This window comes from Thomasclavelia ramosa DSM 1402, from assembly GCF_014131695.1.
Taxonomy (GTDB): Bacteria; Bacillota_I; Bacilli_A; order Erysipelotrichales; family Coprobacillaceae; genus Thomasclavelia; species Thomasclavelia ramosa.
In genome coordinates, this window is the sequence record NZ_CP036346.1 from 1,360,831 (window position 1) to 1,375,354 (window position 14,524).

A 14,524-nucleotide genomic window follows, 5' to 3' on the forward strand; every position below is an offset into this window, starting at 1 on the left:
AATGAGAATAGCAATTTTTTCAGATACATATATCCCTGATATTAATGGGGTAGCGACATCAACTAAAATATTGAAAGATGAATTAGTAAAACATGGACATGATGTAGTTGTTGTTACTAGCGAGTTACCTAGTGATAGTGATTATATGGATGATCCTCATGATAATATCTTAAGAGTTCCTGGATTGGAAATACAAGCCCTGTATGGTTACCGGGCTTGTAATATTTATTCCTTCAAAGGAATGCGTGAAATTAAGGGAATGAACATTGAAGTTATCCACGTTCAAACTGAATTTGGGGTAGGAATATTTGGAAGAATCGTAGGAGAAACTCTTAATATTCCTGTTGTCTATACGTATCATACGATGTGGGCAGATTATTCTCATTATGTTAATCCTGTAAATTCTGGAGCTATTGATGGTTTGATCAAAAAGGCAATTACACGTATTAGTAAATTTTATGGTGATAAAAGTACTGAATTAATCGTACCTTCTTTAAAGACTAAAGAAGCATTAGAATTATATGGTTTAAATAAAGACGTCCATATTATTCCTACAGGATTAGAACTAGAAAAATTTGATCCTAAAAATAAAAATACTGAATTGATTGAGCAAATTAAAGACAAATATGGAATTAAAGATCAGTTTATTGTAACTTTTTTAGGACGAATTGCGAAAGAAAAAAGTATTGAAGTATTAATTGATGCAATGAAGGAAGTTATTAAAGAAAATGATAATGTACTTTGCTTGATTGTTGGTGGAGGACCACAGTTAGAGGAATTGAAAGAATTAGTAAAAGATGATCATATCAGCAATTATGTGATTTTTACCGGCCCTAAGCCTAGTAATGAGGTACCAAGTTATTATCATTTATCAAATGTATTTGTTTCTGCTTCAATAACTGAAACTCAAGGATTGACTTATATTGAGGCGATGGCAAGTGGAATACCTGCTGTTGCACGCTATGATAAAAATTTGGAGGATGTTATCGATGACGGTGTAAATGGGTACTTTTTTAAAGAAACATCGGAACTAGTGGAAATCCTACTAAAATTAATTAATCATAATTATTCTAAAATGGCAGAAGCCGCATACTTAAGTGCAATGAAGTTTAGTAGTGAAGTATTTTATGAAAAGGTAATTGCTGTTTATCAGCAAGCAATTAATTCGAAACACTATTCATATACGGTCAAGTCGATATATCCGGTTAAAAGAGGGATAAATGAAGTTGTTTTTCTATTTGATGAAAGTGAGATTATTGTTGAGGTAAATGATAAATTAATTAAAGCTTATCAATTAGAGCCAAATAAAGTTATTGATAAAGAGTTATTTGATGTTTTAAAAGATTTTGAACAAGTTTCTCGGGCCTATAATAAAGCGTTAAAATTACTCACAGTAAAAGATTATACTTATAATCAAATGAAAAAGAAGTTAATGGATAGTGGTGATTATGATGATACACAGTTAGATGCAACGCTAGAGTTACTTCAAGAGAAGAATTTAATGAATGATGAAGCATATACCTTAAATTATTTAAAACGCTGTACACGACTTGGAATTGGCTTAAATAAAGCTATTTATAATTTACGGAGTTATGGAATTGATAGTCAAATTATTGATCGATGTTTAGAAGAGATTGATGATGATGACGATGAGTATAATGCTGCCACCACATTAATTGAATCCATTTATAGTCGTAATACTAGTTTTTCTTATAAAGCAATGGTGAAGAAAATTCGAGATAAACTTTATATAAAAGGCTTTACTTCTGAAACAATTGAACGAGCACTTAGTGATTTTGATTTTGAGTTTGATGATCAGCAAGAACAAGAAGCTTTGGAAAAAGAATTCTCAAGACAAAAGAAAAAGTATTCAAAAAGATATCAAGGTACTCATTTAAAAGAAAAAATCATTGATACTCTTTTAAGAAAAGGTTACAATTATGAGCATATTAAAGAATTATTAAATAGAGAAGGAGCCTTGGATGATGAATAAAATAAATGAATTAAAACCTGGTGATGAAGGCGTAGTAATTGAGGCACTGATTAACCGTGTTGTTGTTGGAAAAACAAATGGGGCCAATCGTTCTACCTATCTTAGTATTACTTTACAAGATGCTACTGGGACAATCGATGCTAAATTGTGGAATGCAACTAATGAGCAAGTAGAAAAGTTAGTTATGGGTTGTGTTGTACAAGTAAAAGGTGATGTAATCAAATATAATGAAGATCGCCAAATGAAGATAATCAAAATTGTTGTTGCTTCAACTGAACCTCAAGAACAAGTTAAATTTCTAAAAAGTGCGCCACAAACAGGAGAAGAGCTTGTAAAGGAGATTTATACTTTTATTGAGCGAATTAACAATCTTAAGTTAAATCAGTTAGTTAAAGCATTATTCAACGAACATGTTGAAAAATTAACAATTTATCCTGCTGCTAGCAAAAATCATCATGAGTATGTATCTGGATTAGCATATCATACTTGCAGCATGTTAAGGATAGCTGATGCTTTGGCTCGATTATATCCATCATTAAATAGAGATTTGTTATTTGCGGGAATTACATTACATGATTTAGGTAAAACAGTAGAACTAAGTGGTCCAGTTGTACCTGAATATACAATCGAGGGTAAATTATTGGGTCATATATCAATCTCTCAGGCAATGATCAAAGAAATGGCTGATAAAATGAATATTGAGGGTGAAGAAGTTACGCTGTTACAACATATAATTTTATCTCATCATGGAAAAAACGAATTTGGTTCACCAATACTGCCACAAATCAAAGAAGCAGAGGTAATTTATTTAATTGATAATATGGATGCTCGGATCAATATGCTAGATAAAGCTTTAGAGACAGTAGAACCAGGTGGTTTTTCAAAACGAGTTTTTGCTTTAGAAAATAGAGCCTTTTATAAACCAAAAATGAATTAAATTAAGATTGTAAAACTTATTAAAAAGAGTAATTCTATCATTTGACAGAATTACTCTTTTTCTGTGTGCCGAGCATGGCATACATTTAGCTGGTGAAAGTCCCACCACGGGTATTTACCGCTAAGAGTAGTGAACCACAAACCATTAGTAGTGATGCTATGGGTGATGGAATTGGTGTAGCGAAATATTCGAGATTACGAAAAGAAATTTGATGAGGCTGAATGGGAGATAAGGTTGCAGAACAAACCAAGACAGTAAATCAAAAACCTGTGAAGATAAGAAAAGATGTATGCCTTACCTCGGGAGACCTTGTGGACGATGAAGTCCAGTAAACTGTTAAAAACAGTAATGATACCATCGATAGAAAAAGATTTATCACAAGAAGTCTGATGAAGTCATAGTAGTCAGAAATGATGAAGGACTGAAACGTTTATAGAGTGCAAATCACTATAAGCAATATTTGGATAGTTCGAAAGTAAGGATAGCCTAGAACTGGGAAACGTAATCCTAGATGGTAAAAGTAAAGAGAATTTGAAAATGACTATCGAAAAGGTCAAACAAAATAAAGGAGTACCTGGAATAGACAAAATGACTGTGCAAGAGGTGGAAGAAGCCAAAGGCAATATATAGAAATCTAATGAAATTAAACAAGGCATGTAAATGTAGATTTAGTGAAGATGACATTTATAAGTGTGCAAACACAAGGTTAGGCTGGTATAGGAGAAGTGGAATGAATATAGTCAATTTTATAATATCGCTAAAAGTTCTAAGCATAAAGAAAGGTGATAGACCAGGTTTAGTCTATCACCTAGATTATTATCTTAAGAGTGATATAAATGTAGAGCCGTATACGAGACATGTACGTACGGTTCAATGGGAGAATAAATTATCAAATTTATTCCTTTACCCTATTAATGAAATAGAAGTATAAATAACAATTTAATTATTTAAATTTAAGAATTTTTACGATCACTTTAAAACCAATTAGCAGTTTCAGAAGTATGATAATGTATTTGCAATTCGGAAATGTGATAACTTAACACATTATTATTAAAAAGTGGTTCATGTTTATAAAATTCTTGTATTTCAGTTTCATTTCTAGATTTTATTACAGTTATTGAAGAACTCATATCGCTTTTTAATGACGAAAAGAGTACTTTCCCCGCTTTCATTAAAAGATTTGTATATTTTTGATGCTCTTGCATCATTTCATTTGTCATTCGTTCAGGATGAGTAACGATACCTTCGATTAAAAAATACTTCATAGTTTTAACTTCCTCCAAAGTCAATAATTTTAAATAAATTATAACATTTAGATTAAGTATCGTCATTTTTTTAACTTTTATAATTACAGATAGGATAATCAATTTAAAATGATTTTGATAAAAAAACGCTAAATAAGTAATATACAAGAGTAAATTACTTTAATTTAGCGAAAATATCTAAGTTTTATAAGCTGTTTATTTTATTAAAAATATTATCTAAATCAACTTCTTGACTACGATCAGTAAAGTCGATTTTGATTTGATCTGTTTCATTATATCTTGGAATAATATGGATATGAAAATGCATAACAGTTTGACCAGCCACTTCATTTGCATTGGTAAGCACATTCGCGCCTTTTGCGTCTAAATTAGTGATTATTTGGTTAGTAAGCTTTTTTGTTACTTTGATTAGATGGCTCAAAACTTCTTTATCAACATCTAAAATATTTTGATAGTGTGTTTTAGGAACAACTAATGTATGTCCGTTAGTTGTTTGACTCAAATCTAAAAAAGCTAGACATAAATCATCTTCATATACAATTTTACCAGGTATTTCTTTATTAGCGATTTTACAAAAGATACAATTCTCCATTTCTATAAGTCCTCCATAATATTATTCTAACATAGAAAAAAGATAAGGGGAAACCCCTTATCCGAAATAATCTTCATTTGATTCTTTAATTTCATCTTTGATTGCTGATTCGTATACATCAAAATTGTATTTCTTTAAATAATATGTTTCCATTTTTGTAGACATATCACTAACAGAAGCTAAATTAGTAATAATTTCATCTTTTAGATCTTTTTTATCTGTATTGTAAACATAAACTACAGCATATTTAGATTCAGATGTCTTAATCACTTTATTATAAATACCATCTTTAGTAAATTTATCTAATTTTTTAATAATTTTTGAGTCGACACTGCTTGTTTTAGTAGTGACCATACCAGCATCAGTACCATTGTTTTCAGTCATTAAAGTGTCAAAATCACTGCCATCTTTAACTTTATCAATTAAACTTAAGGCAGCTGATTCAGTGTCTAAAGTAATAATTTTTAAATATTTAACTTTGTATTCTTTAACCAGGTCATCATAGTTATCTTTAATATATTTTTCTTTAAGCATGGTTTGTTTTACTCCTAAAGTTAAAACACCATCGATATATTCTTGTTCAGTTTCATAACCATATTGTTTAGCATATTCTTCTAATGAAGTAGTTAAGTTTTCAGTAAAACTTGCAACCTTTTCATTAATTCTAGTTTGCACTGCATCCTTGTCTGTCAGTTCTTGATCAGCAATATAAGTTAAAGCTAATGAAAGAACTTCAGAACTTCCATATTCTTTTAGTAAATAATGGTAAACATCATTTTTACTAATTTTAACATCATCAGCAGTTGCAATAGTCTTATCTCCATCTTTTATTTCTGAAGTATAAGTAGTTGCACTAGAAGAACTACATCCGACCAAAAGAGTTGCAACTATTGCTAAAGGAAATATTTTTTTCTTCATTAGTTTGTTCCTCCTCGGCTAGTTTCGCGTTCTTTTAAAGCTTCATCAATTACATTATTAATTATTTTTTCAGTATTTTTATCATCGTATTTAACATTATAAGATTGATAAACAATATAGCTCATATACTTATCATATGCAATCAATGGAGTATCAATAGATAAATCTTTTTTTATTTCTTTTTTTATACTATCTTTATCAGTACTAGTAACTTTTACAAAATAATATCCATCAGTACCTTTTATGGCTTCACTAGTTTCACCACTGGCAAGTGCTAATATTTTAGTTTCAACATCACTACCAAATGTTTGTGAAAGACCACTTGTAGTATCTACAATACCTAATTTTCCTTTATTCTTGTTAGTGTTTGTATCATCAGAGTAATCTTTGGCGATATCTCCAAAACTTTTACTTGAGCTTAATAAAGCAGTGACTTCACTCAATTTTGCTGTTTCATCAGCTGTTGGATTTTCAACATCAGTCATTGAAACTTTAATAAGACTAGCTTCACGTGGACTTGCTTGAGTGTAATAATCATCGAAAACTTCATCAAAGTTCTTTTCAACGTAAGCTAATAAAAAGTTGCATCTTTGATAGACTCTCACCATGTTTTCACGATATTCATCAAGTGAATTAAATCCACTTGAACTTAACGCTGTTTGTAATTGAGTTTCAGCATTATCGCCATATTGATTTTCATAGTAAGTTTGGATTTGATCAACTGTTTCATTAGCATCAGTTTCCATATCCTCATCGATTGGGAATTTTTGATCCATTAATTGTTGAAGCACGGCATTAAAGTATGAACTTTTTCCACTGGCAGTAGATATTACATCGTTAAAAATATCATCCGCAAAAATATTTTTATCTTTTTTCCCACTGTTTAAAGAAGCAACTACATATTTCCCATCTTCTTTAACTGTTTTCGAGCTGTTTTGACAACCAGTTAATAAGAAACTAGTCACGACTAGTGCCGCAGCACATTTACCTAATTTCATATCTTTCCTCCTTATCTTTCCATAACGTTACAATTATACTATTTATCGCATCTAATTTCAATAAATTAGGCAAAAACACATTGCCAATTGTTATTTTAACATAATTTATAATATGTAGGTGGTAGGAGGGGATTTGATGAATAACTGTAAATGCACTAATGTAAACATCTATGTCTTGTTTATTATTCTAGTTATTGTAGGTATCTATTGTATGTAATAAAAAGGAGGCGATTACAATGGCATGCCAAGATAATTCTTTTACATTGATCTTAGTTTTATTCATTTTATTAGTAATCATTTGTAATATGTGCTAATTAAAAAAGGATGTCGCCAAGACATCCTTTTAAATATAAAAAACTATTGCAATAAAATGTAAGATAGAAGCTATTGAAATAAATATATGCCAGATTACATGGTTGTAGGGTATTTTTTTATTTGCATAAAAGTATGCTCCGATTGAATACATTAAACCACCGATAACAATTAGCCAGAGAAAAGCAGCACTAGAATTTTGAATGATTGAAGGCATAAATAGGATGGCTGTCCATCCCATAACTAGATAGATAGTTAGCGAAAGCTTTGGTAAACTTTTTATTGAAATAGATTTATATAAAATTCCTACTATTACCATTGCCCATTGAATAACAAGGATGATGATTCCCTGATATCCTTTAATTAAACACAGAGCAACTGGGGTATAACTTCCAGCGATTGCAAAATATATAAAGATATGATCAAGGATTCTGAATACCTGTTTATGAGGACTGTCATGATCCATAGCATGATATAGAGTTGAAACAAGAAACATTAAAAAAATGCAAATTGTAAAAACACTAACTCCAAAAGATTGGATAGGACCACCTTTAACATATGCATATACAGCACAAGCTGGGATTAGAAGTAACATGATAAATGCCATAATTCCATGAGTTATACAATTAAATAACTCTTCTTTAAAATATGGCGGAAAGATTCTTTTTATTTTTTTTGTAATTTTATTATTCACTTTTTCCAATTTTATCACCCAGTACATACTATAATATAAATTACTTTTAAATTCAAACAAAAATGATACGCTGCTGCGTATCATTCCATAAGCTTTTCATTTTGATGATTTTCTTTATAAACTTGAAAAGTTATTTTAGCACTTACTAATAGTGGCATAGCGATTACCATTCCCCAAATACCGAAGAGAGAAGAACCAGAGAGAATCCCAAAAAGTACCCACATTATACTCAAATCAATTCTAGATGAATAGATACGTGGAGTAATCACATATGACATAATCGTCGATTGAATGAAAATCAAAATAAATAAAATAACAATTGTAGTAGTTCCCATTCCTAACGAAGTAATTAATCCTAAACAATTCGCAACGATTGGGCCAACATATGGAATAATGGAGCTGGCTCCTGAAACAAACCCAAGAATTAACCAGTTAGGATGACCAATTGCTAGATACATCAGCATTGTTGTAATTGCTTGAGCGATTGCTCCAATAAAGAAAGCTTTAACATATTGTACTAAAGAAGAATCAATTTCACGTAAATAGATTGGCAATGTTTTATCAATACGATATGTAATATTACGAATATGACTACGGATATTTTTAAAATTACTAGACATATAAATTGCTAGAATGATGTAGATTAAAAAATTAGTGACATTGATCATAACTTGATTTAAAACATCTATAGTTGTATCTAAAACAACTGAATCTTTAAAGAAAGCATTGACAATATTCTGAATATGGCGCATTAAAGAAGAAATATCATAATTGAAATTTTCCTTAACAAACACACCAATTTCACCAAGTCCTGAGTAAAAAGCCGGGAACATTTCAGAGATACTTTCATAAATCATTGGTACAGCTAAAGAAATTAATAAAGTTAAAATAGCAAAAGCAGCTAAGTAGACCATTGTTACGGCAATGCTTCGTTTAGTAACATACTTTTCAATATAATTTATCAGTGGATTTAAAACAAAGGCAATTGTAAATCCGACAATAAATGGTTTAGAAACCAGCCAGATCGCTGATAACACCCCATACCATAAATCACCAGTGGCAATAATTAATAGTAATATTACTAAAACGATCATCACATTTAATAAAGTATGGGTGATTTTTTTTGATGAAATAATTTTAAATAATGCTTTTAGAAATTCCATTTTTACACCCCCATTACATATAAATATACCACAATTTACTAATAATATAAATTGAATTGAATTTCTATTTTAGAAAAATCAAAAATAGTTAAAATGTATAAAGTTTTATAATTTTCATCTAAAAAAAGCAATTGGATGTTATGATTAGAATATTATAATAGAGCAAATCTCTTGATAATTATCGATAATTTGGTCACAATGTGGTTATAATATAAATTGTGCTAGATTTTGATTGGAAAATAGTAAAAATTTTTGCTATAATTTATCATTTTATTTGTTTTTTGATAACTTATCTAGTAGAATTAGTAAGGATAGAAAGGGGCTTAATTATGTCAACTTTAAAAATAGAAAATTTGCATGTCAGTATTGGAGAAAAAGAAATCTTAAAAGGTATCGATCTTGTTGTTAATACTGGTGAAACCCATGCGATTATGGGGCCAAATGGTAATGGAAAATCAACATTATTATCAGTTATCATGGGGCATCCTAAATATATAGTTACTCAAGGTAGTATCTACATAGATGATCAAAATGTTTTAGAAATGAGTGTTGATGAAAGAAGTAGGGCAGGAATCTTTTTAGGAATGCAGTATCCTCAAGAAATTCCGGGTGTTACAACTTCAGATTTTTTAAGAGCTGCATTAAATGCACATCAAGAAAAACCAGTATCTTTATTTAAATTTGTAAAAGCACTGGATAAAAATATTGCTGATTTGAAAATGGATGAGAATTTAGCACATCGTTATCTAAATGAAGGCTTCTCTGGTGGAGAAAAGAAACGTAATGAGATTCTACAAATGAAATTATTACAACCTAAGTTTGCTCTATTAGATGAAATTGATTCAGGTTTGGACGTTGATGCGTTAAAAATAGTATCACAAGCAATTAACGCTATGAAATCAGATGATTTTGGATGTATTATGGTTTCTCACTATGAACGGTTGTTTGAATTGGTGCCACCAAGTCACGTTCATGTATTAGTTAATGGTAAAATTATTTTAAGTGGTGGAATTGAAGTAGTAGAAAAAATTGATCAAGAAGGCTATGACTGGGTAAAAGAATTAGGAGTTGAAATCGCTACTGATGAAAAGAAACCGATTTTACTTGAAAGTTGTGCCAATAAAGAAAGAATGAAAGCTAAATAATGAAACAGTTAAAAGAGATTAAAAATTATTTAGTATTTCATAATGGTACAATTGAATGTCACCCAGAAAATGTAGGAATTGCTATTAATGATGGTAAAATCGATGTTAAAGATGCTGCCTCATTACAAATTATTTATCTAATTGATCAAGAAGGAAAATATTGTTTTGACCTAAAGATTAAAGGACAACTGGAATTAATTGAGACTTATGATTTTAAAGTTCCAGCATCTTTAGTTAAAAACATTGAAGTATTGCAAAATAGTAATATTTTAAGATATAACGATAATCAAAGCAGTGTCAACGGGACTGTTGAAGTAACTGAAAATGTATCGGTTGAGCGTGATAGTAATGTAAGATGCGCTTATGTTGAGTTATCAGATTCAAGTATTGAAATGAATGTTAATCATGCTTTGAATGGTTTTAACGCTAATAGTACGGTGCGCTTAGCTTCATTAGCTAAAGGACAGGAAAAGAAGCATATGACATTTTCGTTAACGCATTTTGCACCACATACAACCGGGATTATGGATAATTATGGTGTTGTTAAGGATGCATCTAATTTAGTTATCGATGGGATTGGAACAATTAAACAAGGAAATCATCAATCTAGCAGTCATCAAACAAATAAAATTATTGTTTTTGATGAGAAATGTAATGCCAAGGCAAATCCATATTTATATATTGATGAATATGATGTAAAAGCAAGTCATGGTGCTAGTGTCGGTAAGATTGATGAGGATCATTTGTATTATCTCCAATCTCGTGGTTTAAGTAAAAAAGATGCAATGCATTTAGTAACTTATGGATATTTTATTCCAGTCATGGAATTTATAGATAATGCTGATTTAAGAGAGATGTTTAACGAAACATTAAAAGAAAAGGTGGGGATTTAATGTTAGATGTAGAAAAAATTCGTCAGGATTTTCCCATGTTAAATGGTGCTACGATGCATGGTCAACCACTGATTTATTTTGATAATGGCGCTACAACTTTAAAGCCTCAGTGTGTAATTGATGCTGTATGTAATTATTTGACAAACTATTCGGGTAATGCACATCGTGGTGACTATGACTTATCGCATGATGTTGATACACAGTTCGAAAAGACACGTGATTTAGTTGCAAAATTAATAAATTGCGATCGAAAAGAAGTAGTTTATACATATGGTTCAACAGACGGGCTAAATATGATAGCATTTGGCTATGGGATGACGCATCTAGATGAAGGTGATGAAATACTTTTAACCGTTGCTGAGCATGCCTCAAATACTTTACCATGGTTTGAAGTCTGTGATACGGTGGGAAGTACGGTTAAATATATTGATTTAGATGATGAAGGACGTCTTACTGTTGTTAATGTTTTAAAAGCAATTAGTGATAAAACAAAAATTATTTCAATAGCTCAAGTTTCAAATGTTCTTGGATTTGATGGACCAATTAAAGAAATTTGTCAAATTGCTCATGAGCGCGGTATTATCGTTTGTGTTGATGGTGCGCAAAGTATTCCTCATGAAAAGGTTGACGTCCAAACATTAGATATTGATTTTCTAGTTTTTTCTGGACATAAAATGTGCGGACCAACTGGGGTGGGAATTCTTTATGGTAAATATGATTTATTACAAGAAACAAAACCAACTCGTTGGGGTGGTGGAAGCAATGCCCGATATAAGAGCTGTGGAAGGATTAAATTAAAAAATGCACCGGCTAAGTTTGAGGCTGGAACACCTAATATTGAGGGTGTCATTGGTTTAGGTGCCGCAATTGAATATTTAATAGAAATTGGGATGGACAATATTCGTGATTATGAATTAGAATTACGTCAATATGCGGTTAAAAAAATGTTAGAATTAGATAATTTGGAAGTTTATAATCCAAATGGTCATGGAGCGATTGCTTTTAATATCAAAGGTGTTTTTAGTCAGGACGGAGCTTCACTATTTAACACATATGGTATTGCAATAAGAGCTGGGCAACATTGTGCTAAGATTCTTGATGAATTTTTAGATGTTAGTCAAACTCTTAGAGCATCATTCTATTTCTATAATACATTTGAAGAAATTGACAGATTTATTGAGGTATGTAAGAAAGGAGATGACTTTTTAGATGCCTTCTTTGGATAGTATGATGTTACGACAAATAATTATGGATCACTATGAAAATCCACGTAATCATGGACTAGTAGATGATGATAATTATCAGTCAGTAAATATGGATTCAGAAACTTGTATTGACGATATTGATGTGCAAGCCTTAATTGAAGATGGTGTTATTAAAGATATCCGTTTTGATGGCGAAGCATGTGCAATTTGTACTGCTAGTACGTCAATTATGAGTGAATTATTGATTGGTAAAACAATTGATGAAGCTAATGTTATTATTGAAAATTACAATAATATGATTTATGAAAAGGATTATGACCCTGAAATTTTGGAAGAAGCAATTGCGTTTATGAATACTCATAAACAGGCTAATCGTATTAAGTGTGCTACTTTAGGATGGACAGGAATCAAACAGATCCTCGATAAAGAATAGGAGGAAACATATGGCAGATATAAAAAATGAAATTCCTGATCAGGAATATGCCTATGGTTTTAATGATGGTGATGTTTCAGTTTTCAAGACTCCTAAAGGAATAAATGAAGAAATTGTTACTGAAATATCAAAAATTAAGAATGAACCAGAATGGATGCTTGAATATCGTCTAAAATCTTATCGCTGCTTTATGGAAAAGCCTATGCCAACTTGGGGCGTTAATTTAGACCGTATTGATTTTGATGAATATACTTATTACGTTCGTCCTAGTGATAAACAAACGAATAAATGGGAAGAAGTACCTGAAACAATTAAACAAACATTTAATAAATTAGGTATTCCTGAAGCAGAACAAAAGTATTTATCGGGAGTTAGTACTCAGTATGAATCAGAAGTTGTTTATCATAACATGTTAAAGGAAGTTACTGAAAAAGGTGTTATTTTCCTAGATATCGATAGTGGTTTACGTGAGTACCCGGAAATATTTAGAAAATATTTTGATACTGTTATTCCTTATAATGACAATAAATTTTCAGCTTTAAATGGAGCTGTTTGGTCTGGGGGATCTTTTATTTATGTACCGCCAGGAGTGAAATTAGATAAGCCACTACAATCTTATTTCAGAATCAATTCTGAGCAAATGGCACAATTTGAAAGAACTTTAATCATTGTTGATAAAGGAGCGGATATCCACTATGTTGAAGGGTGTACTGCACCAAGTTATTCTCGTGATTCTCTTCATGCTGGGGTTGTTGAAATTATTGTGGGTGAAGGAGCAAAATGCCGTTATACAACGATTCAAAACTGGTCTAACAACATTTTGAATTTAGTAACTCAGCGAGCAAAAGTATTTAAAAATGGGTCAATGGAATGGGTCGATGGAAATATTGGTAGTGCTGTAACTATGAAGTATCCAACTTGTGTGTTGATGGAAGAGGGAGCAAAAGGTTCTTGTATTACTATTGCTGTAGCTGGTGAGAATCAGATTATGGATTCAGGTTCAAAGATGATTCACTTAGCGCCTAATACATCAAGTAGTATTGTTTCTAAATCAGTTTCTCGCCGCGGTGGAAAAGTCAATTACCGGGGAATGGTACAGCATGGTGCTAAAGCTTATAATTCAAAAAGCAAGGTTGAATGTGATACGTTGATTTTAGATGACATTTCAACTAGTGATACAGTTCCGGTTAATTGGATGCGAAATAATGATTCTATTATTGAGCATGAGGCGACTGTCTCAAAAATTTCTGAAGAACAGCTTTTCTATTTAATGTCTCGTGGTTTAACAAAAAAAGAAGCAATGGAAATGATTGTAATGGGGTTCATTGAGCCGTTTGCTCGCGAATTACCAATGGAATATGCTGTTGAACTAAATCAATTAATTAAATTGGATTTTGGGGATCAGGGTATTGGATAAAAAAGTATTACGGAAACAATTGATTCAAGCAAGATTAGATTTAGATAGCGAAACTTATGCATCTAAATCTAATTTTATTGTTTCTAAATTAAAACAGCAACCTGAATTTATTGAGGCAAGAGCAATTGGAATCTATGTTTCTTTTAGACATGAAGTAGAAACAATCAGTTTGATTAAGGAAATAATTAATAATAAAATTGTCTGTGTTCCAAAAATTAGTGGTAAACAGATGGATTTTTATCAAATTAATTCAATCAATGAATTAAAGACAAGTAATTTTGGAATTTTAGAACCTAATAATAGTCATCCTGTTACTAAAGATAATCTTGATTTACTAATTGTACCAATGGTTGGCTACGATCAAAGTGGTAATCGATTAGGTTATGGCGGTGGTTATTATGACCGCTATTTAAGTGATTATTGTGGTAATGTAATTGGCTTGGCATTTAGTTTCCAAGAAGTTGCAAATTTACCAGTAGAACCATTTGATTTGCCGATTAAAAAGATTATTAATGAAAAATAATCACGGTTTTGTTATAATGGGGAATATAAAGTAGGG

At 31.0% G+C, this 14,524-nt stretch carries 15 protein-coding genes; 9 read left to right on the top strand and 6 right to left on the bottom strand.

Going from position 1 to position 14,524, the window contains the following annotated elements; all coding sequences use genetic code 11:
• Position 1: 1 nt before the first annotated feature.
• Both EYR00_RS06435 and EYR00_RS06440 read left to right on the top strand, forming a co-directional pair.
• Positions 2-1,993 carry a glycosyltransferase gene (locus EYR00_RS06435; RefSeq protein ID WP_003538033.1) on the top strand — a complete coding sequence of 664 codons (1,992 nt, stop codon included), beginning with the start codon at positions 2-4 and terminating at the stop codon, positions 1,991-1,993.
• Positions 1,986-2,930, top strand: a complete 945-nt coding sequence (locus EYR00_RS06440; RefSeq protein ID WP_008791897.1) for an HD domain-containing protein — start codon at positions 1,986-1,988, stop codon at positions 2,928-2,930. The genes EYR00_RS06435 and EYR00_RS06440 overlap by 8 nt, the downstream gene beginning before the upstream one ends.
• 974 nt (positions 2,931-3,904) lie before the next feature.
• On the opposite strand, the gene EYR00_RS06445 is transcribed toward EYR00_RS06440, so the two are convergent.
• From EYR00_RS06445 to EYR00_RS06460, 4 genes are all read right to left on the bottom strand, one after another.
• The gene (locus EYR00_RS06445) at positions 3,905-4,195 is read right to left on the bottom strand and encodes a hypothetical protein (RefSeq protein ID WP_008791893.1); all 291 of its coding nucleotides are present in this window, start codon (positions 4,193-4,195) and stop codon (positions 3,905-3,907) included.
• A 184-nt stretch (positions 4,196-4,379) separates the two neighbouring features.
• Positions 4,380-4,787, bottom strand: a complete 408-nt coding sequence (locus EYR00_RS06450; RefSeq protein ID WP_003538038.1) for an HIT family protein — start codon at positions 4,785-4,787, stop codon at positions 4,380-4,382.
• Positions 4,788-4,844: 57 nt separating this feature from the next.
• Positions 4,845-5,705, bottom strand: coding sequence for a peptidylprolyl isomerase (locus EYR00_RS06455; protein ID WP_003538039.1), 861 nt, complete (start codon positions 5,703-5,705; stop codon positions 4,845-4,847).
• On the bottom strand, positions 5,705-6,703 hold the full coding sequence (locus EYR00_RS06460; protein WP_003538040.1) for a peptidylprolyl isomerase: 999 nt from the start codon (positions 6,701-6,703) through the stop codon (positions 5,705-5,707). Before EYR00_RS06460 ends, EYR00_RS06455 begins: the two co-directional genes overlap by 1 nt.
• A gap of 236 nt (positions 6,704-6,939) precedes the next feature.
• On the opposite strand from EYR00_RS06460, the gene EYR00_RS16080 reads away from it, so the two are divergent.
• Positions 6,940-7,017, top strand: coding sequence for a YjcZ family sporulation protein (locus EYR00_RS16080; RefSeq protein WP_081446386.1), 78 nt, complete (start codon positions 6,940-6,942; stop codon positions 7,015-7,017).
• Positions 7,018-7,046: 29 nt separating this feature from the next.
• Here EYR00_RS16080 and trhA read toward each other — a convergent pair whose 3' ends face one another.
• Both trhA and EYR00_RS06475 read right to left on the bottom strand, forming a co-directional pair.
• On the bottom strand, positions 7,047-7,793 hold the full coding sequence (gene trhA / locus EYR00_RS06470) for a PAQR family membrane homeostasis protein TrhA (protein ID WP_003538041.1): 747 nt from the start codon (positions 7,791-7,793) through the stop codon (positions 7,047-7,049).
• A complete protein-coding gene (locus EYR00_RS06475; RefSeq protein ID WP_003538042.1) occupies positions 7,790-8,872 on the bottom strand; it encodes an AI-2E family transporter in 1,083 nt (360 codons plus the stop codon). The genes trhA and EYR00_RS06475 overlap by 4 nt, the downstream gene beginning before the upstream one ends.
• Positions 8,873-9,201: 329 nt before the next feature.
• On the opposite strand from EYR00_RS06475, the gene sufC reads away from it, so the two are divergent.
• Genes sufC through EYR00_RS06505 form a run of 6 tightly spaced genes read left to right on the top strand, consistent with a single transcriptional unit; the run spans position 9,202 to position 14,488 of the window.
• On the top strand, positions 9,202-10,017 hold the full coding sequence (gene sufC, locus EYR00_RS06480) for a Fe-S cluster assembly ATPase SufC (protein WP_008791891.1): 816 nt from the start codon (positions 9,202-9,204) through the stop codon (positions 10,015-10,017).
• On the top strand, positions 10,017-10,910 hold the full coding sequence (locus EYR00_RS06485; RefSeq protein WP_003538044.1) for a SufB/SufD family protein: 894 nt from the start codon (positions 10,017-10,019) through the stop codon (positions 10,908-10,910). The genes sufC and EYR00_RS06485 overlap by 1 nt, the downstream gene beginning before the upstream one ends.
• Positions 10,910-12,136 (top strand): aminotransferase class V-fold PLP-dependent enzyme, encoded by a 1,227-nt coding sequence (locus EYR00_RS06490; protein WP_003538045.1) that lies wholly within the window; start codon positions 10,910-10,912, stop codon positions 12,134-12,136. The genes EYR00_RS06485 and EYR00_RS06490 overlap by 1 nt, the downstream gene beginning before the upstream one ends.
• The gene (gene sufU / locus EYR00_RS06495; protein ID WP_003538047.1) at positions 12,120-12,548 is read left to right on the top strand and encodes a Fe-S cluster assembly sulfur transfer protein SufU; all 429 of its coding nucleotides are present in this window, start codon (positions 12,120-12,122) and stop codon (positions 12,546-12,548) included. Before EYR00_RS06490 ends, sufU begins: the two co-directional genes overlap by 17 nt.
• 10 nt (positions 12,549-12,558) lie before the next feature.
• Complete coding sequence (gene sufB, locus EYR00_RS06500) at positions 12,559-13,965, top strand: Fe-S cluster assembly protein SufB (RefSeq protein WP_003538048.1); 1,407 nt, start codon at positions 12,559-12,561, stop codon at positions 13,963-13,965.
• The gene (locus EYR00_RS06505; RefSeq protein ID WP_003538049.1) at positions 13,958-14,488 is read left to right on the top strand and encodes a 5-formyltetrahydrofolate cyclo-ligase; all 531 of its coding nucleotides are present in this window, start codon (positions 13,958-13,960) and stop codon (positions 14,486-14,488) included. The genes sufB and EYR00_RS06505 overlap by 8 nt, the downstream gene beginning before the upstream one ends.
• The last annotated feature ends 36 nt before the right edge of the window (positions 14,489-14,524 follow it).

Bases quoted from the DNA above. Each gene is read 5' to 3' on its own strand.
- sufU (WP_003538047.1), top strand. From the start codon at position 12,120: ATGCCTTCTTTGGATAGTATGATGTTACGACAAATAATTATGGATCAC.
- EYR00_RS06455 (WP_003538039.1), bottom strand. From the start codon at position 5,705: ATGAAGAAAAAAATATTTCCTTTAGCAATAGTTGCAACTCTTTTGGTC.
- EYR00_RS06440 (WP_008791897.1), top strand. From the start codon at position 1,986: ATGAATAAAATAAATGAATTAAAACCTGGTGATGAAGGCGTAGTAATT.
- EYR00_RS06475 (WP_003538042.1), bottom strand. From the start codon at position 8,872: ATGGAATTTCTAAAAGCATTATTTAAAATTATTTCATCAAAAAAAATC.
- EYR00_RS06445 (WP_008791893.1), bottom strand. From the start codon at position 4,195: ATGAAGTATTTTTTAATCGAAGGTATCGTTACTCATCCTGAACGAATG.
- sufB (WP_003538048.1), top strand. From the start codon at position 12,559: ATGGCAGATATAAAAAATGAAATTCCTGATCAGGAATATGCCTATGGT.
- sufC (WP_008791891.1), top strand. From the start codon at position 9,202: ATGTCAACTTTAAAAATAGAAAATTTGCATGTCAGTATTGGAGAAAAA.
- trhA (WP_003538041.1), bottom strand. From the start codon at position 7,793: ATGATACGCAGCAGCGTATCATTTTTGTTTGAATTTAAAAGTAATTTA.
- EYR00_RS06435 (WP_003538033.1), top strand. From the start codon at position 2: ATGAGAATAGCAATTTTTTCAGATACATATATCCCTGATATTAATGGG.
- EYR00_RS06460 (WP_003538040.1), bottom strand. From the start codon at position 6,703: ATGAAATTAGGTAAATGTGCTGCGGCACTAGTCGTGACTAGTTTCTTA.
- EYR00_RS16080 (WP_081446386.1), top strand. From the start codon at position 6,940: ATGGCATGCCAAGATAATTCTTTTACATTGATCTTAGTTTTATTCATT.
- EYR00_RS06450 (WP_003538038.1), bottom strand. From the start codon at position 4,787: ATGGAGAATTGTATCTTTTGTAAAATCGCTAATAAAGAAATACCTGGT.
- EYR00_RS06490 (WP_003538045.1), top strand. From the start codon at position 10,910: ATGTTAGATGTAGAAAAAATTCGTCAGGATTTTCCCATGTTAAATGGT.
- EYR00_RS06485 (WP_003538044.1), top strand. From the start codon at position 10,017: ATGAAACAGTTAAAAGAGATTAAAAATTATTTAGTATTTCATAATGGT.